This is a genomic window from Neorhizobium sp. 05N33 (genome assembly GCF_056397445.1).
The window spans coordinates 53555-75349 of record NZ_JBFTNK010000008.1 but is presented as its reverse complement, the minus strand read 5'-3'; the positions used below and the strand labels follow the sequence as shown (position 1 = coordinate 75349).

The window sequence follows — 21795 nt, the reverse complement described above, 5'->3', positions numbered from 1 at the left end:
TACGGGACCGGGTTTCAGCGGATCAGTCCCATCTCCGTCGGCAGCCAGAGAGTGATGGCCGGGATGAAGGTGATCAGCAGCAAGGCGATGATGAGCGGCACCAGCCAGGGAATGATCGCCATCGTTGTTCGCTCGACGGACAGTCGCGCGACACGCGACAGAACGAAGAGCACCATGCCGAGCGGCGGATGCAGGAGGCCGATCATCAGGTTCAGCGTCATTATCAATCCGAAATGCACCGGATCGATACCGAACTGCTTGACCAGCGGCAGCAGGATCGGGACGAGGATGGTAATCGCCGCAATCGTATCGAGGAAGCAGCCGACGAACAGCATCAGCAGGTTTACCAGGATCAGGAAGATCCATTTGTTGCTGGTGATGGAGAGAATCGCATTCGACAGAAGCTGCGCCGTCTGGCTGACGGTCAAAAGCCAGGCAAACACGGAGGCTGCGGCCACGATGAACAGCACGGATGCCGTCGTTTCAATCGTGTCGAAGCTCGCCTTGGCGATCGTCCTGAATGTCATGGTCCTGTAGCGCACCATGCCGAGGAAAAGCGACCAGAGAACGGCCGCGACGGCTGCCTCCGTCGGCGTAAACCAGCCCATGGTCATGCCGCCGATCAGGATGACCGGGGTCATCAGCGCCATCACCGCGGAAAAGTTGAAATACCAGTCGCATATCAGCAGCACGGCCAATGCAATGAAAATGGCAAGGTTGAGCGACAGGCCGAGCGTCAGCAGCACCCAGATGCCGACGGGGACCATCATCACGACGAGGATCTCCGACGACGCGCCGATCAGGCCCTTGATGCTGAACGGGGCATCCGAGCCCCAGCGTTTGACATAGGCAAAGACCGCGACGGTGACCATCATCAGCACCGTCATGACGACGCCGGGCACGATGCCGGCCATGAACAGGGCGCCGATCGAGACATTCGCCATCATGCCGTAGATGACGAAGGGCAGCGATGGCGGAAAGATCGGCCCGAGCGTGGCAGAGGCCGCGGTAACGCCGACGGCCGCTTCCACCGGATAGCCGTGATCGCGCATGGCCTTGATCTCGATGGTGCCGATACCCGCGGCATCTGCAAGGGCCGTGCCCGACATGCCGGAAAACACCACCGAGCCGATGATGTTCACCTGCGCGAGGCCACCCTTCATCCAGCCGACAAGGGCAACGGCGAAGGCGTAGATGCGGCCGGTGACGCCAGCGATATTCATGAGGTTGCCGGCGAGGATGAAGAATGGAACCGCCAGCAGCGGAAAGCTTTCGACGCCGGCAATCAGCCGCTGCGCGGCAATGATGTCGGGCGCGACATCGTAGAAGACGATGTACAGGACCGATGACACGGCCATGGAGACGGCGACCGGAAGTCCGATCAGCATCAGGACAAGAAACGAGCCTATGAGCAGCAACATGGCGTCAATCCTCCACGCTCTGGAAAGCTTCCGGTCGCTCCAGAACGGAGTAACCCCGGCGCATGTTGGCGATGAAGACCTGGATCGAGCGCAGCAGCATCAGCACGAAGGCGGCAAACACGGAATAAAAGACGATGTTGCGCGGCAGTTGCACCGTCACCATCTCCTCGTCCGCCACGATCTCCATGTAACGCCACATCAGCCATGATCCGTAGAGGAAGAAGCCGATGCGGATGAGATCCACCGCCGTCGCCATCACGCGGGTCAGGCGGGCGGGCAGATAATGATAGAGGACATCCACCTGGATATGTCGCGATGTGCGCACGCACATCACGGCGCCCAGGAACACCACGCCGATCAGGCAGTTGACGGCGATTTCCTCTGTCCAGGCATAACTGTCGTTGAGGACGTAGCGCGTGAAGAACTGGAGGAAGACGCAACCCGTCATCAGCCAGAAAAGGGCCAGGGTGATCCAGTCCTCGAACGCATAGGCGCTGAGATTGGCCTCAGTTGGCGCCTCGTCAAATGTATGGGCAAGTTCTTCAGGCGTGACCTTGGTATGAATTTCCTGCGACGCTGACATCGATAGCATCCTGTCCGGATATGAACCTCACTGCGCCGGGGAAACGTCCGCCGGCCGGGCGAGCCGCCGCAGCCTTCAGAAAGCTGCGGCGAGCATGCCGGATGATCAGCCGAAACGGCAGGTCCCATGCGCAATGGAAGGAATTGTCGAACAGGCGCGGCCCGAAGACCGCGCCATGGGCTTACTTGATTGCGCGGATTGCTTCCCAGTCGGCCTTTTCATAGCCGAAATCTTCGAGCTTGACCTTTTCGACGACGTTCTTCTGGAAGTCTGCCTTGTCGACTTCCGTCACGGTCAGGCCCTTCTTCTTGAACTCGTCGACCAGTTCCTTTTCACGGGCTTCGATCGCTTTCGACGAGCGCACGCTGGCTTCCTGCGCGACGTCGGAGAAGATCTTCTTGTCCTCGTCGGACAGGCTGGTCCACAGCTTCTTCGAAAACAGCGTGTTGAGGTGGTCGACGATATGGCCGGTCAGGACGATGTTCTTCTGCACCTCATAAAACTTCTTCGCCTCGATCGTGGTCAGCGGATTTTCCTGCGCGTCGACCGTGCCATTCTGCAGGGCGAGGTAAACTTCGGCAAAGGCGATCGGCGTCGTATTGGCGCCGCAGGCGCGCGGCATGGCGAGATAGGCCGGAACATCCGGCACGCGCATCTTCACGCCCTGAAGGTCGGCGCACTTTGAAATCGGCTTGTTGGATGTGGTGTGGCGCGTTCCGTAATAGGTTACGGCGGCGATATGGTTGCCGGTCTTGTCTTCATAGCCCTTGGCGAGACGCTTGAAGATGTCGCTCTTGGTATAGGCGATCAGGTGGCTCGCATCGCGGAAGATATAGGGATAATAGGTGACGCCGATCGGCTTGTAATCGCGCGCTGCAAAACTGGAGCCGGAGATAATGATATCCACGGTGCCGAGCTTGAGGCCCTGGTTGATGTCGGCTTCTTTTCCAAGCTGTGAAGCCGGATATACGTCGATCTTGTAGCGGCCATTGGTCCGCTTGGCGATTTCGCCGGCAGCCCAGACCGAGTCGGTGTGGAAAGGCTCGGATGTCTCATAGACATGAGCCCATTTCAGCACGGTTTCGGCATGCGCCGAAAGCGTCGATGCAATGATGACTGCGGCGGCGCCAAGCAATGTCTTCAGTCGGTGTTTCATTCTTTCCTCCCAGTGAAACGGAACTGTATGGTCGACCCCACCGCAATGATGGACGGTCAGTCTTCTCTGGTCTGCTCCTCCTCGAAGCTTTCCGAGAATCTCTTTTGCGCCAGCGTCAGATGACGGCGCATGGCCTCGCGTGCCGCGGCAGGGTCTCCCGCTGCAATGGCGTCACGAATGATGCGGTGCTCCTCAAGCGCCAGCTTCCATGTGTGCGGCCCTTCGAAATAGCTGGCGAGCTTCGTGAAATAGGGCGACATCCGCGTATCGTAGATCAGCCCGGTGAAGTGCTTCAGGGCCGAATTGCCGATGATGTCGGCGATCGCCGTATGAAAATCGCGGTCGCAGGCAAGAGCGACCGGGCCGTCGTCCAGCGACTGCTCCATGCGCTCCAAAAGCAGATCGATCCGGGCGATGCCATCGGGCGTCACCAGACGCGCGGCCTCCTCCGCGATGCTGCTTTCGATCAGGCAGCGCGCCTGAAGGATTTCCAGGGGACCGCCTCCTTCGTCGTTCGGCAGGACGCTGGCGGGCTGTCGCGGAGTACTGCTGATATAGACGCCGGATCCCATCCGGATCTGAATCCGGCCTTCGACCTCGAGCACGATCAGAGCCTCGCGGACCGTCGGCCGGGAAACGGAAAATCGCTCGGCAAGCTCTCGTTCGGGCGGAAGCCTCGAACCCGGCTTCAACTCCCCCGTATCGATCAGTGTACGAATCTGCTCCGCAACCTGGCGATAAAGCCGGCGCGGCTCCAAGGCCACGAACATCGAACTCCTCCGAGCGCATCACTCCTCTGATGCGCAAGCGGTCAGATTGTCTGACCAATTTCTACTATGGGTTAATTGAAAAATCTGTCAAGTGTCCATCTGCCTATTCCACGCGCGGCGGTTCCGTTCTCAGCGCCGCTATCAGCATGTCCACGAACGCAGACACTTTAGGCGGGCGAAAACGTGCAGCCGGATAGACCGTGAACACGCCGCCCGACGGTAGCTGCCATTCAGGCAGGACGTGGAGAAGGCGTCCATCGGCCAACTCAGCAGTCGCGAGGAAATCCGGCAGCACGGACAATCCGCCACCTTGCCTTACCGCTTCCATGACCGCCGGCGTGGTATTGATGGCGATAGACGCCTTGAACCGCACCGTGAGTGCCTCCTGATCACCGCGCGTAAACGTCCATTCCAAAGGTTCTCGCAGCGCGTTATTGGCAACGAAGGGCAGGGCGGGCAAATCGGCGAGCCCGTTTAATTCCGCTAGTCGTGCGGCAAACTGAGGCGGGCCGACAAGATATTGCCGAAAGAAGCCGATCCGTCTGGCCTGGAGGCTTGAGTCGGCCAGCCACCCGACGCGAACGGCGAGGTCCATGTTCTCAGAGACCAGATCGACCATCCTGTCGCTGAGATTGAGTTCCACCCTGCAATCCGGATAGCGGGACGTGAAGGCGGTGACCAAAGGCACGACTACCGACGTGCCATAGTCGTAGGGTGCGGTGATCCTCAACAGGCCCTTGGGTTCCGACCTGGCTTGAGCCAGTTCCCCCAGCGCATCCTCGGCCTCTCTGAGGATCGACACGCAACGGGCGTGAAACATCTGTCCTGCCTCGGTAGGCTGGACCCGCCGCGTCGTGCGCATCAGCAACGTGGTGCCGACCTCCTGTTCGAGCCTGGCAACCTGCTGGCTGACGACTGCCTTGGTAATGCCGAGATACTCCGCCGCCCGGGTGAAAGATCCCGCGTCGACGACAGCGACAAAATAGGCGAGCCGGTTGAGATTTCTCGCTTCTTGCATAAAAGCCCCCGCGTGACTGTCAACTTATAGCATACATTCTGTCGTATTTGTTGGTCTTCTTCGTTCTATCTCGCCGTGTCATCTTTGGCTTCACAAGGAGCGAGGCAGGAGAGGCGAAACCTGCAAGGCTGTCATCTCTCAGTCCCAGATAGCGAACGAAGCCCCCGGAGACATTCCATGTTTACAAGGAGAACGATCATGAAAACCACTCTCGCCGCCGGCGCCACCGCCGTTTTTGCGCCTGCAGGACTTGGCCATGCAGCCGGAACCCTGACCTGGAAGCATTTCCCCGCCGGGCAGAACGGCTTTTTCCGCGCTCCCGTTCTGGTTTCCGGTGCGACGGAAGCCGTACTGATCGACGGCGGCTTCACGCTCCCAGACGGCAAGGCGCTGGCGGACGCGATCAAGGCGACTGGCAAGACGCTCACTACGATCTACATCAGCCAGTCGGATCCGGATTATTATTTCAGCCTTGGGCCGATCAAGGCGGCTTTCCCGGATGCCAAGGTAATCGCCGCGTCGGCTACGGTTGCCGCCATCAAGGGCAGCGTCGAGAAGAAGCTCGCCGTCTGGGGTCCGCAGCTCAAGGAAAACGGTCCGCAGACACTGGCCGACGTCGTTCTTCCGGAAGCCTTTGACGGCAAGACGCTGACGGTGGACGGCGAAACCATCGAGATCGTCGACGCGGAAGGCTTGTCCAATCGCCGCTATCTCTTCGTCCCTTCCCTGAACGCGGTCTTCGGCGGGGTGCTGATCTTCAATGGCGTCCACGTCTGGACCGCGGACACCAACAGCGCCGAACTGCGGGCCGCCTGGATCGCCAATCTCGAGAAGATCGCAGCGCGCAAACCGGCAATCGTGGTCGCCGGCCATATGACCCCGGAAGCGTCGACTGACCTTTCAGGTGTCGCGCATACCCTTGCCTATCTGAAGGCGTTCGAGGAAGAACTTGCCAAGGCCAAGGGCTCGCCCGAACTCAAGGCGGCGATAGAAGCACGCTTCCCGGGCCTCGGCATGGGCATTGCTCTGGACATCGGCTCCAAGGTCGCCACAGGCGAGATGAAGTGGGGCTGACCGGTCATGGGTGCAAATCTCGATCTCATCCGCGCCACGTATGAGGGCACCTCGGAAGATAATGGCCGCAACTTAGTTGCGGCCCTGGCGCCCGATGCGAGCTGGACGGAGGCCGAAGGCTTTCCTTATGCCGGCACCTATGTGGGAACCGACGCCATCATCGCCGGTGTCTTTCACCGGCTCGCCACCGAATGGATCGGCTACAGCGCCAAAGTCCATACCTATCTGGAAGACGGCGATCGCGTAGCCGCCTTCGGCTTCTATTCCGGCACCTACAAGGCCACGGGCAAGTCCATGACCGCGAGCTTTGCCCATCTCTACCGCGTATCGGATGGCAAGATCGCCACCATGGTCCAATATGTCGACAGCCATCTCGTCATGCAGGCATTGGAGAACTGACGGCGGCAGGATGGACGACCTTCCCGTTCAGGATAGTCGTCCACCACCGTCAACGGCCACATTCTCATTGAACCTCGTTGACATACCTATGGTGTGCAGTCGTCGCGCGATGGGCGGAGATGAGAACCGGGACCGCCAGTTGATCATAGGCGACCTCGTCGATCGTCAGAACGGCAGCGGGTAGGGCCAGATCCAGCCACCGGGCATCGAAATCGTTCGCAAGATCGGCACCGATCTGTTCGCGTATGGCCGAGATGCGGATCCCGTAATTTTCCAGCAGATGCAGGTAGAAGAGCTGAGGGATTTCCTCCGGCCTTTCCGGGAAGTCCGGAACGCGTTCGCGGGAAAGCGTCAGTGTCTCGTGCATGATCGGCCGCTCGTCGACGTAACGCACCCGGTGGAAGGTGACGATCGGCGAGCCTTCCTCGATCTGAAGTTTTCGCGCATCGGCCCCACAAGCAACGCTCCTGTCGAGCGAAGTCACCTTGGTAACCGATTTGCTGAGCGAACCGTCCAGCCCGTGCAGTCGAAAATACTGAAAAAACAGGCGCAGGCTGTGCTGCGGCTTGCGGCCGGTCACGACGGTGCCGGTCTTGCGACGACGGCTGAGAAGGCCGTCATTGGTGAGATCCATCAGCGCCCGCCGGATGGTGCCCACGGCCACGCCATAGGTTTGCGACAGCGCCACTTCGCTCGGCAGAACCGAACCCGGTTCCAGCTTGCCGAGCATGATCGCTTCGGTGATCTGTCGTTTGACCACTTCATAGAGCGGCAACGACAGTTCCGTCAGCTTGATCACTCCTGATGAATTATTGGGCAGTTCCGGCAATGATTTGCCTCTTCTTTGGAGTTGACTCGGGGTCTCGATCTACGCAGTATTACTATATAGTTTATATTAAAGCGCAAGCTGGGGAGGCTGGCGCGACGGGTACCGAGGACACTGCCATGACCACGCCGCAGCCAGCTTCTTCGCAACAGATCCTTGGACCTGCCATGGCAGCGATTGAGCGGGATGTCGAGGTTGCTGTCGATGATCTGGCCCGGATGATCGAAGTTGACACCTCATTCCCGCCGGGTCTGGGCTATGACGCTTTTGCCGATCTGATGGCCGAACTGCTTTCGCCCCTGGGGTTTGAGTTCGAGCGGGTCGTCGTGCCGCGTGATCTTTGGTACGTGGCCGGGGGACCGGCATCCGGCCAGCGGACCAATCTCATTGCCACCCGCGAAATGGGAAAGCCCGTCTGCGGTCTTTATTATCATGTCGACACGGTCCCGGCCGCGCCTGGCTGGGCACGCGATCCTTTGAAGCTGACGGTCGAGGGTGACGATCTGTTCGGGCTCGGGGCAGCGGACATGAAGGGCACGATCGCAGCCACCCTGCTGGCGTTGCGCGCCGCCAAAAAATGCGGCCTGCCTCTCTATTACGATCCGATGCTGCTCCTCTGCACCGATGAGGAAGGAGGCCTCTATCCCGGCATTCGCTATCTGGCGGAGCAGGGCAAGTTGAAAGGTCATATCCTCAATTTCAACGGGTCCGCGGCGCCGCGCATCTGGGCTGGATGCTTCGGTGTCTTCCATCTGCAGGTGACGATCAGGGGGCACGCCGTTCATGCCGGCGAAGGCAATCGCACCGGCGCCGGCATCAATGCGATCGAAGGCGCCTTGCCCATGCTCAATGCCCTGATGGTCTTGAAGCTGGACGTGGCCAGCCGGGCATCCGCGCTGGCGCCGCCGCCGCACGCGTCAGGTCCGCTGCGACCGCAGCTTTCGATTTCGGCCGTGAATGGCGGCACCGCCGGCGGACAGGTGCCGGCGGAGATCAAGATTCTCGTCAGCCGCCGTTACGCTCCGGAAGAAAGCTATGAGGATGCGCGCGCCGAGATCGAAAGCGTGATCCGCGACAGCGTTGCCGGCACGGGGCTGGGGCTCAAAATTGATCTGGTCGGACACCTCATCCCGACGGACGATCCGGAAGGTCCGCATTGGCCACGCTGGCAAGAGGCGCTGTCGCTGGGCTTCGGCTACAAGCCGGAAGACTTTCAAAAATGGGGCGCCGCAAGCTGCTCCGATTTCGGCTACGTGCAGAAGTCCGGCTTTGCACAGGAGGTGCTGCTGGGCGGGCTCGGCCGCCCGGAAAGCTGCATCCACAGTCCCGAAGAGCATACCACCCGCCAGGACATCATCGCCCTGGCGAAAAGCATACTGGCCTATCTCGCGGCGGGCTTTGCCGCCGACTCCATTCCTGAAAACCGCGCCTGAACCATAAGGGAACTGAAAAATGCTGGAAATGAAACGTCGCCTCTTCCTCGCCGGCACCGCCGCCGTCTTTGCTGCACCGGCGCTTGGCCTGGCGCAGACCGCAAAGCCGGCCAAGGGCGGCACGCTGCGCATCTCCGTCGACCAGGCTGCAAGCGTCATCCATCCGCTTTTGACCCGCGTCAACCCGGAATACCTGGTGACCGAGCTGCTCTATAGCAATCTGACACGCCTGAAGGTCGACATGTCGGTCGAGCCGGATCTGGCCGAAAGCTGGACGCCCAATGGCAGCCTGACCGAATGGACGTTCAAGCTGCGCAAGGGCGTGACCTTCCATGACGGCTCGCCGTTCACGGCAAAGGACGTCGTCGCCACCTTCAAGGCAATCCTCGATCCGGCAACCGCGTCGCCCGGCCGCAACAATGTCGGCCCGATCTCCGACATCGTCGCCGTCGACGATACGACAGTGCAGTTCAAGCTCTCCGGCGCCTATGCCGACTTGCCGGTCGCGATGGCCTACACCAACGCTCGCATCATTCCGGCCTCGATCGCCACCGGCGATCTCAAGAGCCTTTCCACCAAGGCTGTGGGCACCGGCCCGTTCAAGCTGGTATCCTACGAGCCGGACCGCCTGATCGTCGTCGAACGCAACCCGAACTATTACGACCCGGCACGCCCTTATCTCGATCGTATCGAAGTCCAGGTATTCCCGGATATCTCCGCCGAAGGCTCGGCGATGATCGCCGGCAATGTCGACATCATCTCGACGCTGCAGCCGACCGAATACCTGCGGCTCGACGGCAATGACGGCGTCGAGGTCCTGCGCACGCCGTCCGGCCAGTTCTGCAACATCAACTTCGGTTGCGACACCGCACCGTTCAACGACGCGCGCGTCCGCCGTGCGATCGCGCTCACGGTCGATCGCGAGGCGATGGTCAACTTCGTTACCGAAGGTTTTGGAACGCCGGGCAACGACACGCCGCTGAACCCGTCCTACCAGTTCTTCAAGGCTGCCAAACAGCGCCAGAAGAATATCGCGGAAGCCAAGAAGCTGCTCGCGGAAGCCGGTTTCCCGAATGGCCTGCAAGCAACGCTCATCGCCTCCGACCGCCCGGCGGTGCGCACGCAGCTTGCCGTCGCCCTCAAGGAAATGGCCAAGGAAGCCGGCATCACCATCAACGTCCAGACAATGCCGCATGCCACCTATCTGGAGCAGGTGTGGAAGAAGGGCAGCTTCTACGTCGGCTTCTACAACATGCAGCCGACTCCGGACGGAATCTTCAAGCTTCTCTATACCTCGGATGCCTCCTGGAACGAGACGCGCTGGAACAACAAGGCCTTCGACGCCCTGGTCGCCGAAGCTCGCGGCACGATCGACGCAGCCAAGCGCACCGAGCTTTACACCAAGGCTCAGGAACTGATGAACGAGGAAGTACCCTCGATTATCCCGTCCTTCTTCGACGTGCTGTCGGCCAAGCGGAGCTGGGTGAAGGGTTACGAAGCGCATCCACGCGCCTCGGTCTTCCGCCTCGACTACGCCTCCCTGACCGACAAGGCGCCCAAGCGCGGCTAACCCCAACTATGCCGGACGCTCCTTGAGCGTCCGGCTGGTGGAACAAGGAACACGACCGTGTCCCCGAACTATATAGCCAAGCGGCTGGTGATGATCGTCTATACGCTCTTCATCGTATCGCTCATCGTTTTCGCCATCACCCAGATCCTGCCGGCCGATGCGGCCGTCATGATGCTGGGCGAGAATGCGACACAGGACGCCCTCGCTGCGCTGCGTCAAAACATGGGGCTCAACGCTCCCGTGTGGCAGCAATATGCCATATGGCTCGGCCACGTGCTGCAGGGCGATCTCGGCACCTCGCTACGCACCGGCCAGCCTGTCGGCCCGGTGATGTTCGAGGCGCTCGGCCGTTCACTGCTTTTGGCCTTCCTGTCGATCGGCCTGATGCTGGTTCTCGCCATTCCGCTCGGCATCATCGCCGCCGTCCGTCGCGGCAAGATCGCCGACATGGTCGTCAGCCTGATCTCCTACGCCGGCGTGGCGCTTCCCGAATTCGTCACGGCGACCGTGGCCGTCCTGGTCTTCGCCGACCTGATGAAATGGTTGCCGCCGACCGGTTATGTGCCGCTCACCGAGAATTTTTCGAGCGGCATCGCGCATCTGGTCCTGCCGGTCTGCGTCATTTCGGTGATCCTGATTGCCCACGTCTCGCGGATGGTGCGGTCGGAACTCGTTGACGTGCTGCACACCGATTATATCCGCGCCGCCCGGCTGAAGGGGATTTCACGCGGACAAGTCCTTCGTCGCCACGCACTGCGCAATGCGCTGTTGCCGACCATCACCATCGTTGCGCTCGATGTGGGTTACCTGCTCGGCGGCGTCATTGTCGTCGAAGAGATCTTTGCCATTCCCGGCATCGGCCGCCAGCTGATCGTGGCGATCCAGGCGCGTGACCTGCCGGCCATCCAGGCCGGCGTGCTGATCATGGCGGCCACCTATTCGATCGTCAATTTCATCGCCGACATCCTCTATGCCTGGCTCGACAAGAGGATCCAGTATGACTGATTTCATCAAACGCCTCCTGCGCACGCCGCAGGGCGCGATCGGCATGTTGCTTGTCCTGCTGGTGCTGGTGATCGTGCTGTTCGGACCAATGCTCGCGCCGCACGACCCGGAAACGCTTGCACCGCTTGCGCGATACAAGGGGCCGAGCGCCGCCTATTGGCTGGGAACGGATCAATATGGCCGCGACATCTTCAGCCGCCTGCTGATCGGCGCCCGCGCCACCGTGGTCATGGCCGTGCTCGCAACCATCGCCGGCACGCTGCTCGGCGCCTTCGTCGGTACCACCTCCGCCTTCCTCGGCGGCCGGGCGGATGAATTGATCATGCGCACCATCGATGCCGTCATGTCGATCCCGAGCCTGCTGTTTGCACTTCTGGTGGTCAACCTTCTGGGGTCCAGCACGGTCAACGCGCTGATCGCCGTTGCCATCGCGTTTGCGCCGGGCATGGCCCGCATCACCCGCAGCGTCGCGCTGTCGGTGCGCAAGCAGGATTACGTCAATGCGGCGGTCGCCCGTGGCGAAAGCTCCGCCTACATCATCCTGCGGGAAATGCTGCCGAACGTCATCGCGCCGATCATCGTCGAGATGACCATCCGCATTTCCTTTGCGGTCATGCTGTTTGCGACGCTGAGTTTTCTCGGTCTCGGCGCACAGCCGCCGGCGGCCGAATGGGGCCTGATGGTCTCGGAGGCGCGCCGCTACATGCACCTGAGTGCCGGCATCCTGATCTGGCCGAGCGTGGCGATCGCCGTCGTCGCCGTCGGCTTCAATCTTCTGGGCGACGGTCTTCGCGATGCCCTCAATCCGCGAACCTGAGGCTGCCATGATGACGACAAAACCAGAAACTCCGGTTCTCGCGATCGAGAATTACTCATTGGATTACGACACGGCCTCCGGCGTCTTCCATGCGCTCAAGAACATCGACCTTTCCGTCCACCGGGGCGAAATCCTCGGCCTGGTGGGCGAATCCGGTTCCGGCAAGACCTCGCTTGCCTGGTCGATCATGCGCTATCTGCCCAAGAACGCCCGCGAACCGGGCGGCCGCATCCTGCTGAGCGGCGAGAACCTGCTCGAAAAGACCGATGCCCAGATCGAGGCCTTTCGCGGCCGGCGGATCAGCATGGTGTTCCAGGATCCGAGCACGTCGCTCAACCCGACCCTGTCGCTCGGCACCCAGCTCGCCGAGGTGCTGGTCCGTCACCGCGGGCTGACACGACAGCAGGCCTGGAAGGAAGGCGAGGCGATGCTGGATCGCGTCGGCCTGAAGACGCCGGCCGCGATGATGAACCGCATGCCGCACGAGGCATCGGGCGGCGAGAAGCAGCGCGTCGTCATCGCATCGGCGTTTGCGTGCAATCCCGAATGCATCATCTTCGACGAACCGACGACGGCGCTCGACGTCATCACCTCATGCCAGATCCTCGACCTGTTCGTGGAACTGCAGGCCGAGACCGGTGTCGCCTCGCTCTACATTTCCCACGATCTGGCGCTGGTGTCGCRCACGGCCAGCCGCGTCGCCGTCATCCGTCGCGGCGAGATCGTAGAGCAGGGTGCGGTGCGCGATATCTTTGCCAATCCGCAGCAGGATTATACCCGCGAGCTGATCGCAGCGGTTCCCGATCCGGCCCGCAGGCTGGTCGGCGACATCGTCGTTGACGCGGACAAGCCGCTGGTGCGTATCGAAAACGTCAGCGTCCATTATGGGCGCAAGCTGTTTCTGGCGGCGCTGACCGGCCGCGCCACCGAACGCGTTGCCGGCAACAATGCCATCAGCCTCAGCATCAATCCGGGGGAAATTCTCGGCATCGTCGGTGAATCCGGCTCCGGCAAGTCGACCCTGGCGAAGGCGATGACCGGTCTCAACCGCTTCGAGGGCAAGATCTGGTTCGACGGTCGCGAGATCAGGAACCTTGGCGACATGGACAATGCCTATCGCAAGGACGTGCAGATCATCTTCCAGCACCCTGACGCCTCGCTCAATCCCCGCCAGAAGATCAGCGAGATCCTGTCGCGACCGCTAAAGCTGTTCGGGGACGCGTCTCATCTCGACCAGAAGGTCGGCGATATGCTGGAGCAGGTGCGCCTGCCGCGCACGCATGCCCAGCGGTATCCGCATCAGCTGTCGGGCGGCGAGAAACAGCGGGTGGCGATCGCCCGTGCGTTTGCTTCCAAGCCGAAATTGGTGATCTGCGACGAGATCACTTCGGCGCTCGACGTGTCGGTGCAGGCGTCCATCGTCCAGCTGCTGCTGGAGTTGCAGAAGGCCAGCGGCACCGCCTACCTGTTCATTACCCACGACCTCAACCTTATCCGCCAGATCGCCCACCGGATCGCCGTGATGTATCGCGGCAATCTCGTCGAGATCGCACCGGCGGCAGACATCGATAGCCAGGATCGCGCCGAATATACCCGCCGACTGATCGAGGCGGTGCCACGCGCGGCGGGCCAATACCTATGACAATGCATCAAGGAGTATGACAATGGACCCGAAATCCCTGGTGGATCGGATCGACGAAAAGGCCTGCCTCGATTTCCTGTCGAAGATGGTTCAGCACAAGAGCCATTCGGAAACCGATGGTGAGCGTGATCTTGCGCGCTACATGGCCGGCGAACTGGAAAAGATCGGGGTCGAAGCCGAATTGCAGCCGTTCGACGAAGGCCGCCGCTTCAACACGATCGGACGCCTCGGGGGCACCGGCGGCGGCAAGAGCCTGCTGTTCAACGGTCATCTCGACACCAATCCGGTCACCGAAGGCTGGACGGTCGATCCCTATGCCGGCCTTGTCGATGACAAGTTCATCTACGGTATCGGCGTGTCGAACATGAAGGCCGGCGATGCCGCCTATTTCTGCGCAGTCAAGACGCTGCTCGACGCCGGCGTCAGGCTCAAGGGCGACGTTATCCTGACCTTCGTGGTCGGCGAACTGCAGGGCGGCGTCGGCACGCTTGCGGCGATCAGGCACGGCGTCAAGGCGGACTATTTCATCAACAGCGAGCCGAGTGATCTCGTCGCCGTCACCATGCACGCGGCAGCTCTCAGCTACGTCATCGAATTGACCGGCGACACGCGCCACCTCTCCAAGCGCGAGGAATCCGTCGACGCGATCGCCGCGGCTTGCGATATCATCCCGCGCATCAACGCCATGACCTTCAGCGGCGCCAGGAGCGACGTGCACCGGTCGATCAACCGCGGCCATGTCGGCGTCGTCCATGGTGCGCTCGGGCGCGGTCTCGAAGAATGGCGCCCGCCGCAGGTCGCGGATTTCGTCCGTCTCAAGGGCTCGTGCCGTTATGCGCCGGGGCAGACGCAGGAGGGTGTGCTGGCCGATCTCGAAAAGGAACTGGTGGCCCTTGAAGGCCGCTTCCCCGGCCTCAAGGCAAAGCTGGTTCCGGAATTGATCGAGGGTCGCCCGCTGATGCCGCCCTTCGAGGTTTCGCCGACATCGCGCATCGTCAAGTCGATCAACGCGGCCTATGAAGCCGTGCGCGGCGAAAAACAACCGACCGGCGCGATCACGCCGACCCGCTTCTATGGCACCGATGCCGGCCATCTCTACAAGGAACTCGGCATGGAAGGCATCGTGTGCGGCCCCGGCGGCCGTTACAACACCATGCCCGACGAGCGTGTCGACATCGTCGACTATCTCGACATGATCCGCGTCTACATGCTGACCATCCTCGATATCTGCGAGGTTGCCTGACCATGTTCTCCCGGGCGGAATTCGATCGCCGTATCGCATGCGCCCGGGACGCCATGGCATCCGCCGGCGTCGATCTGCTGCTCGTCGATAGCGGCGAGCTGCTGGCCTGGCTGACCGGCTACACCGTCTCCGAAACCATGTACCGCGCCGCCTTTTTGCCGCGCGAGGGCAATGCCTGGTTCACACTGCGGGCGCTGGACGAGGCGCCGTGCCGGGAAAAGAGCTGGATTTCCGACGTGGTCGGTTTCGCCGATACCGACGACGCGCAAGCGGCCGTCGCTGCAAGCATCTGCGAGCGCCGATTTGCTGGAGCGCGCATCGGCCTCGATACCAATTCCTATAGCATGAGCGCTGCGACGTTCACTCGGCTTTCGGCGCTGCTGCCGGATGCGCGCTTCATTCCCATGCCGGGGCTTAGCGACAGCCTGCGTTGGGTCAAGTCGGAGGATGAGATTGCCGTACTCCGTCAGGCGTCCGCAATCGCCGACAAGGCGATGCTGGAGATCGCACGGCAGGCCCGTCCGGGAATGACCACCCGCGATGCGGCGGCAATCGCCTCGCAGGTCTTCCTGCGTGAAGGTGCCGATACCGGCGAAGTCGGCCCCGTCGTCAAGGCCACCGGCAGCCACGAGTTTCTGCATGGTGCGTTCAAGACCGAAACGATCATGCAGGGCGACGTCCTGCATGTCGAACTCATCCCGCGCGTTGGAAACTATGGCGCCCGCATGATGCGCCCGGTCGTGGTCGGGGAGCCGTCGGCCGCCCTCAATGCGGCTGCCGAAAAGCTCGTGGCGCTGCAGGATCGCCAGATCGCCGCGATGAAGCCGGGTGCCGTCGCTCGCGATATCGATGCCATCATGCGGCAGGGCGCGCTTAACGCACATCTGCGGCCGACATACGAAAACGTGACGGCTTACACATTGGGCCTCTATACCCGCACGCCGCGCAGCAGCGACTTTTCGAGGGTTTTCCTGCCGACATCGAACTGGGTTCTGCAAGAAGGCATGGTTTTCCATCTTTATGCGACAGCGAAAGCACTCGGGTTCAGCGAGACCGTGGCCGTCGGAGCGGATGGAGGTGTCCGCCTGACGACCGGCCCGCGATGTGTTCTGACAGGTCTCGGTAAGCATTCATTCGAGCAGACTCACTCGGGGTCCTAGAATCCTGCCCCTTTTGCGCCGCGCCTTGCCACTTGATGCGGGCGCCCGCGAGTCCGGACGCCTTCGTGTTCGGCGCGAACAGCCTCTGCAGGCGCAAGCCGCAAAACGTAATTCATGCACATTTGGACATCGCCTCCATACGCCGCGCAACGCTCCGTTGCGGCGGTTTTTTGGCGCCCGAGAATCTTGGGCATCTGGACTTGACAATTCTCAGCTAGGACATCAATCTGGAAACTAAGATATCAGTTGGTGAATAGATATGTCTGAAGTCGTGCAGATTCCTGCTCTTCCCCTTGAGGAATTGCTCCGGCCGTTCCTGATGGAAGGCACGGGCAATACGACCAACAAGGTCTATCGCCTGCTGCGGCAGCTTATCGTCGAAGTCAGGCTGCTTCCCGGCCGCGCCCTTCCCGAGAAGGAGGTCGCCGCGATCCTGCATGTCAGCAAGACGCCGGTGCGCGAGGCAATCATCCGTCTTTCGGAAGAGGGCCTGATCAAGGTCGTCCCGCAAGGGGGCACGTTCGTCGCGACGATCGAGGTGCAGCGTTACATCGAGGCCTGCTTTATCCGGTTCCGCCTGGAGGCGGGAGCTGCAGCGGAAGCGGCCAAGCGCCACACGTTCGAGGATCTCGGCCGCCTGGAACTCCTGCTCAACCAGCAGATCGAGGCCGTCGCGAGCGAGGACTACACCAGCTTCTTCGAACTGGACGAGAGCTTTCACAAGGCGATCTTTGCGGCGGCGCGCCTCAGCGGCGTCTGGTCTTTCGTCAATCAGGCGAAGGGAGAAATCGACCGCATGCGTCATCTGAAGATGGTGTTCGGGGTGCGCCGCACCGGCGAGGTCATCGACGAACATCGCGCCATTGTCGAGGCCATCGGGGCTGCGTCCCCGGATGCGGCGGTGGCGGCGATGACCCGGCATCTGGGTTCGTTGGAAAGCAAGATCACGGAGCTTTCAAAAGATCCGAAGCTGTGGAGCTACATCGAATCCATCAATGCAACGACGACGGAAAAACGGAGGCCGCGGCGCAGTCTGACCTGAAGGCGGACGCAGCGGGAGGAAACTGAAATGTCTGCAGTGGAATTGAACGACGTAGTGAAACGCTACGGCGCACTTGAAGTCGTGCATTCTATCGATCTGTCGGTGGTGCAGGGCGAATTCGTCGTCCTGGTCGGCCCGTCGGGCTGCGGCAAATCGACGACGCTGCGCATGGTCGCCGGGCTTGAGGATATCTCCGGCGGCACGATCTCCATCGGTGGGCGCGTCGTCAACCGCATGGCGCCCAAGGATCGCGATGTCGCCATGGTCTTCCAGAATTATGCGCTCTACCCGCATCTCAATGTCGCGGAAAATATTGCTTTCGGCCTGCGCGTCCGCGGCGAGAAGAATGCAGTGGTCGAGGCAGCTGTCAGCGAGGCGGCGACGATCCTCGATCTGACGCCCTACCTGAAGCGCAAGCCGGCAGACCTTTCCGGCGGTCAAAGACAGCGGGTGGCGATGGGACGCGCGATCGTGCGCAAGCCAAGGGTCTTCCTTTTCGACGAGCCGCTTTCGAACCTCGACGCCAAATTGCGCACCCAGATGCGCGCCGAAATCCGCCGGCTGCACAACCGCATGGGCGTCACCAGCATCTACGTGACCCACGACCAGGTGGAGGCCATGACACTCGCCGACCGTATCGTGGTGATGAATAGCGGCCGCGTCGAGCAGGTGGGCTCTCCCATGGAGCTTTTTCTCAATCCGGCGAATGCCTTCGTCGCGAGCTTCCTGGGCTCGCCGCCCATGAACCTGCTGAAAGCAACCGTGACGGCTGCGAACGGCGTGGCCGTCGCACGGATCGACGGGACCGATGACGGTCCGGCGCTACTGACGCTCCCGGGCTGGAGCGCCGCCACCCTCGACGCGGGCCAGCGCATTCTCGTCGGTCTGCGGCCGGAGCATCTGGAGATTGAGACCGGCACGGTCGCGGATGTCCAGACCATTCCGACGACGGTCGATCTTGTCGAGCCGCTTGGTTCCGAAGCCCTGCTGCATTGCCGGATCGCCGGCCAGCCGGTCGTCGCCAAGGTCGACACGCCGTCCGATGTCCAGAAGCTCGCCGAGGTCCGGCAACTGCTGATGCCGACTGACAGGCTTCACATTTTCGACCTGGAAACCGGCCGGGCCGTCAACGGCCGTTCATGAGGTGGATGATGACATCGAGAATGACCCACTATCTGAAAGGCATAGGCGAAGATCTTCGCCGGGACTGGCAGCTCTATCTGCTCGCCCTGCCGATGATCGTCTGGTTTCTGCTGTTTCTCTACAAGCCGATGGAAGGGCTGCAGATAGCCTTCAAGGACTTCAGCCCCTTCCGCGGCATCGCCGGCAGTCCCTGGGTCGGTCTTGAGAACTTCCGCACCCTTCTCGAAGATCAGATATTCATCCGCGCCTTCATCAACACGATCACCATCAGCGGGCTCGGGCTGATCTTCGCCTTCCCGGTGCCGATCATCCTGGCGCTGATGTTCAACGAACTGCAAAGCGAGTTCGGCCGGCGGTTCTCCCAGACGATCGTCTACCTGCCGCACTTCATCTCGGTGGTGATCGTCGCCGGCATCGTCATCAATCTTCTGTCTCCGACGACGGGCGTGATCAATCTCATCATATCCAGCCTGGGGTTCGAGCCGGTTTATTTCCTCACCCAGCCGGAATGGTTCCGGTCGGTGTTCATTGGTTCCAACATCTGGAAAGAGGCAGGCTTCGAATCGATCGTCTATCTGGCCGCGATCGCCGGCGTCAGCCCGACGCTCTACGAATCGGCGCGGGTGGACGGCGCCTCGCGGTGGCAGATGATGTGGCGGATCACGCTGCCCTGCATCTTGCCGACGATCATCATCATGCTGATTATCCGCATCGGCAATCTCGTCGAGGTCGGGTTCGAATATATCATCCTTCTCTATCAGCCTGCCACCTATAGCACCGCCGACGTCGTCTCGACCTACGTCTACCGGACCGGCCTGCAGGGAACTCAATACGATCTCGCAACCGCGGCCGGCCTGTTCAACGCCGTCATCGCCTTCGCTCTCGTCTTCACGGCCAACCGGATCAGCCGGAAGGTCTCGTCAACCTCGCTCTGGTGATGTCATGGCACATTTCAACCTCTATTCCCGGGGCGACCGGATCTTCGGATATGCCAATGCGGCGCTGATCGGCATCTTCGTCCTGTCGACGCTCTATCCGTTCATTTACATCCTGGCGGTATCGGTCTCCTCCGGCGCCGCGGTCACCTCGGGGCAGGTCATCCTTTTCCCGAAGGACCTGACGCTTGCGGCCTACGAGTTCGTGCTGTCGGACCGGCTGTTCTGGATCGCCTACGGCAATACCTTCATCTACACGTTCGGCGGCACCGCGGTCAGCCTCGCGATCATGATCCCCGGCGCCTATGCCCTGTCCCGCTCACGGCTGCGCGGCCGCAAGTTCCTGAACCTGATGGTGGCGTTCACGCTCTGGTTCAATGCGGGAATGATCCCGTTCTTCCTGAACATGCGCGACCTCGGCCTGCTGGACTCGCGCTTCGGGCTGATCATCGGCTTTGCCTGCAACGCCTTCAACGTCATCCTGCTTCGCAATTTTTTCGAGGCCGTCCCGAAATCATTCGAGGAAGCCGCCAAGATGGACGGCGCAAGCGAGTTCCAGCTGCTCTGGAAGGTCTTCATTCCGCTCTCCAAGCCGGCGATCATCACGGTCGGCCTGTTCTGCATCGTGTCGCGCTGGAACAGTTATTTCTGGGCCATGGTGCTTCTGCGGGGCGAGGAGAAGATCCCGCTGCAGCTCTACCTGAAGCGCATCATTGTCGACCTAAGCGCCAATGACGAGTTCGCCAGCAGTCTGATGACGTCGCGCTATTCGTTCGAGACGGTGACGGCGGCGATCATGATCGCGTCGATCATCCCGGTCCTGCTCATTTATCCGAGCATCCAGAAATACTTCAACAAGGGCATCACCCTTGGCGGGGTGAAGGAATAACGCCTGTCAAAGCCAAATCTGTTTAAGGAGGAGAAATGGATGAGACACTTTCGAAAAAGCCTTACCCTGCTGGCCACATGCGCCTTGCTGCAGGTCGGCGGAGCCCATGCGCAGGACGCCTCGACCAAGATTGTTACCAATCCACTCGAGCTGACGATCCACTTTCATTTTCGTGACAAATACGTCTACACGGAAAATTGGCCGGTGGAGAAGAAGGCGGCCGAATGGACCGGCATCCACGTCAAGAACGTGGCCTCTCTCGCCACCAGCAACAGCCGCGACGCGTTCAACCTGTTGATGGCATCCGGGAACCTGCCGGACATCGTCGGCGGCGACGTCACCGGCGGCCTGAAGGACGATTTCATCCGTTACGGGATGGAAGGAGCATTCCAGCCGCTCGACGACCTCATCGCGGAACATGCCCCCAACCTGAAGAAGTTCTTCGACGAACACCCTGTCGTGCGCCAGACAATCAGCGCGCCGGATGGCCATATCTATTTCATCCCTTATGTCCCGGAGGGCGAATATTCGCGCGCCTGGTTCATCCGCAAGGACTGGCTTGAGAAGCTGGGCCTCAAGGAGCCCGACAATGTCGACGAGCTCTACACGGTGCTCAAGGCGTTTCGCGAGAAGGACCCGAACGGCAACGGCAAGAAGGACGAGGTTCCATATTTCGCCCGCGAGCCGATCGAGGCCGTGCGGTTGATCAACATGTGGGATGCTCGCGTCTCGGGGTCGGAGCGTTATGGCGATTTCATGGTCGAGAACGGCAAGATCGTCCATCCATGGACGACGCCGAACTACAAGACCGGGATTTCCAAAGTCGCCCAGTGGTTCAAGGAAGGCCTGATCGATACCGAGATCTTCACGCGCGGCGCGCGTGACCGGGAATACATGCTCGGCAATAATATCGGCGGCATGACGCACGACTGGTTCGCCAGCACCTCGAACTATACCGAAGCTCTGAAGGACAGCGTTCCCGGCATCAATTTTGCGCCGATGCTGCCGCCGAAGACAGTTTCCGGCAAACGGTTCGAAGACAGCCGCCGCGCCACCGTGCAGCCGGCCGGATGGGCGATCTCCTACAGCAACAAGCACCCGGTCGAGACGATCAAATATTTCGACTTCTGGTTCTCCGAGAAGGGCCGCATCCTGTCCAACTGGGGTATCGAGGGCGTCAATTACGACATGAAGGATGGCAAGCCCCTTTACAAGGACAGCGTGCTGCACAATCCGAAACCCGTAAACGCCCAGATGTGGGAGATCGGCGCCGGTGTACCGCGCGGCTACTGGGCCTCCTATCCGTCCGAGGAGCAGTGGACCAACAAGATGGCCCTCGACGGCATCGCCATGTACAAAAAGGAGCCCGGCCTCCTGCAGCCGGAATTCACCGGCGTCTCCATGGATGCCAAGGAGCGTGCCACCTACGACAAGTACTGGCCGAGCCTGCTTACCTACATGACCGAGATGCAGCAGACCTGGGTACTGGGCGCGCAGGACGTCACGGCGTCCTGGGACGCCTACCAGACCCGTCTCGAACAGCTCGGCCTCTCCAAGGTGATCAAGGTCATGCAGACGGCTTACGACCGCCAGTACGGCAAAAACTGACGCCTCCGGGCGCGGCCGGTCCGCGCCCCTCTTCTCTATTAGATTTAAAGGACCTCACTGC

Annotated in this window: 20 protein-coding genes; 14 read left to right on the top strand and 6 right to left on the bottom strand. The window is 61.0% G+C overall.

Going from position 1 to position 21795, the window contains the following annotated elements; all coding sequences use genetic code 11:
* Positions 1 to 14 precede the first annotated feature (14 nt).
* The 5 genes from AC1DLT_RS20030 to AC1DLT_RS20010 form a co-directional block, all read right to left on the bottom strand.
* Positions 15 to 1421, bottom strand: coding sequence for a TRAP transporter large permease (locus tag AC1DLT_RS20030; protein WP_477487896.1), 1407 nt, complete (start codon positions 1419 to 1421; stop codon positions 15 to 17).
* 4 nt (positions 1422 to 1425) lie between these two features.
* Positions 1426 to 2004 (bottom strand): TRAP transporter small permease, encoded by a 579-nt coding sequence (locus AC1DLT_RS20025; protein WP_477487895.1) that lies wholly within the window; start codon positions 2002 to 2004, stop codon positions 1426 to 1428.
* 181 nt (positions 2005 to 2185) lie between these two features.
* Positions 2186 to 3160, bottom strand: coding sequence for a sialic acid TRAP transporter substrate-binding protein SiaP (locus AC1DLT_RS20020; protein WP_477487894.1), 975 nt, complete (start codon positions 3158 to 3160; stop codon positions 2186 to 2188).
* A 56-nt stretch (positions 3161 to 3216) separates the two neighbouring features.
* On the bottom strand, positions 3217 to 3930 hold the full coding sequence (locus tag AC1DLT_RS20015) for a FadR/GntR family transcriptional regulator (protein ID WP_040124396.1): 714 nt from the start codon (positions 3928 to 3930) through the stop codon (positions 3217 to 3219).
* Between the two features lie 103 nt (positions 3931 to 4033).
* Positions 4034 to 4948 (bottom strand): LysR substrate-binding domain-containing protein, encoded by a 915-nt coding sequence (locus AC1DLT_RS20010; protein ID WP_477487893.1) that lies wholly within the window; start codon positions 4946 to 4948, stop codon positions 4034 to 4036.
* Between the two features lie 177 nt (positions 4949 to 5125).
* Between AC1DLT_RS20010 and AC1DLT_RS20005 the strand changes: the two genes are divergently transcribed.
* Complete coding sequence (locus AC1DLT_RS20005) at positions 5126 to 6022, top strand: MBL fold metallo-hydrolase (protein WP_477487892.1); 897 nt, start codon at positions 5126 to 5128, stop codon at positions 6020 to 6022.
* A 6-nt stretch (positions 6023 to 6028) separates the two neighbouring features.
* Positions 6029 to 6421 (top strand): nuclear transport factor 2 family protein, encoded by a 393-nt coding sequence (locus AC1DLT_RS20000; RefSeq protein WP_477487891.1) that lies wholly within the window; start codon positions 6029 to 6031, stop codon positions 6419 to 6421.
* A 64-nt stretch (positions 6422 to 6485) separates the two neighbouring features.
* Here the strand turns inward: AC1DLT_RS20000 and AC1DLT_RS19995 are convergent, their stop codons facing one another.
* Positions 6486 to 7250 carry a GntR family transcriptional regulator gene (locus tag AC1DLT_RS19995; protein ID WP_477481900.1) on the bottom strand — a complete coding sequence of 255 codons (765 nt, stop codon included), beginning with the start codon at positions 7248 to 7250 and terminating at the stop codon, positions 6486 to 6488.
* Between the two features lie 116 nt (positions 7251 to 7366).
* Between AC1DLT_RS19995 and AC1DLT_RS19990 the strand changes: the two genes are divergently transcribed.
* The 12 genes from AC1DLT_RS19990 to AC1DLT_RS19935 all read left to right on the top strand — a co-directional run bounded on the left by AC1DLT_RS19990 (position 7367) and on the right by AC1DLT_RS19935 (position 21734).
* Positions 7367 to 8680, top strand: coding sequence for a M20 family metallopeptidase (locus AC1DLT_RS19990; protein WP_477488009.1), 1314 nt, complete (start codon positions 7367 to 7369; stop codon positions 8678 to 8680).
* A 19-nt stretch (positions 8681 to 8699) separates the two neighbouring features.
* The gene (locus tag AC1DLT_RS19985; RefSeq protein WP_477487890.1) at positions 8700 to 10250 is read left to right on the top strand and encodes an ABC transporter substrate-binding protein; all 1551 of its coding nucleotides are present in this window, start codon (positions 8700 to 8702) and stop codon (positions 10248 to 10250) included.
* 57 nt (positions 10251 to 10307) lie between these two features.
* Positions 10308 to 11255, top strand: coding sequence for an ABC transporter permease (locus AC1DLT_RS19980; RefSeq protein WP_247031297.1), 948 nt, complete (start codon positions 10308 to 10310; stop codon positions 11253 to 11255).
* Positions 11248 to 12072 (top strand): ABC transporter permease, encoded by an 825-nt coding sequence (locus tag AC1DLT_RS19975; protein ID WP_477487889.1) that lies wholly within the window; start codon positions 11248 to 11250, stop codon positions 12070 to 12072. Before AC1DLT_RS19980 ends, AC1DLT_RS19975 begins: the two co-directional genes overlap by 8 nt.
* 10 nt (positions 12073 to 12082) lie before the next feature.
* A complete protein-coding gene (locus tag AC1DLT_RS19970; RefSeq protein ID WP_477488008.1) occupies positions 12083 to 13714 on the top strand; it encodes a dipeptide ABC transporter ATP-binding protein in 1632 nt (543 codons plus the stop codon).
* 22 nt (positions 13715 to 13736) lie between these two features.
* A complete protein-coding gene (locus AC1DLT_RS19965) occupies positions 13737 to 14957 on the top strand; it encodes a M20 family metallopeptidase (RefSeq protein WP_477487888.1) in 1221 nt (406 codons plus the stop codon).
* A 2-nt stretch (positions 14958 to 14959) separates the two neighbouring features.
* Positions 14960 to 16117, top strand: coding sequence for a M24 family metallopeptidase (locus tag AC1DLT_RS19960; protein WP_477487887.1), 1158 nt, complete (start codon positions 14960 to 14962; stop codon positions 16115 to 16117).
* Between the two features lie 259 nt (positions 16118 to 16376).
* Positions 16377 to 17159, top strand: coding sequence for a GntR family transcriptional regulator (locus AC1DLT_RS19955; protein WP_477487886.1), 783 nt, complete (start codon positions 16377 to 16379; stop codon positions 17157 to 17159).
* A gap of 27 nt (positions 17160 to 17186) precedes the next feature.
* Positions 17187 to 18302: an ABC transporter ATP-binding protein gene (locus tag AC1DLT_RS19950; protein ID WP_477487885.1), complete on the top strand. Its 1116-nt coding sequence runs from the start codon at positions 17187 to 17189 to the stop codon at positions 18300 to 18302.
* An 8-nt stretch (positions 18303 to 18310) separates the two neighbouring features.
* Complete coding sequence (locus tag AC1DLT_RS19945) at positions 18311 to 19240, top strand: ABC transporter permease (RefSeq protein WP_477487884.1); 930 nt, start codon at positions 18311 to 18313, stop codon at positions 19238 to 19240.
* 4 nt (positions 19241 to 19244) lie between these two features.
* Complete coding sequence (locus tag AC1DLT_RS19940; protein WP_477487883.1) at positions 19245 to 20126, top strand: carbohydrate ABC transporter permease; 882 nt, start codon at positions 19245 to 19247, stop codon at positions 20124 to 20126.
* A 39-nt stretch (positions 20127 to 20165) separates the two neighbouring features.
* Positions 20166 to 21734, top strand: a complete 1569-nt coding sequence (locus AC1DLT_RS19935; RefSeq protein ID WP_477487882.1) for an extracellular solute-binding protein — start codon at positions 20166 to 20168, stop codon at positions 21732 to 21734.
* Positions 21735 to 21795 lie beyond the last annotated feature (61 nt).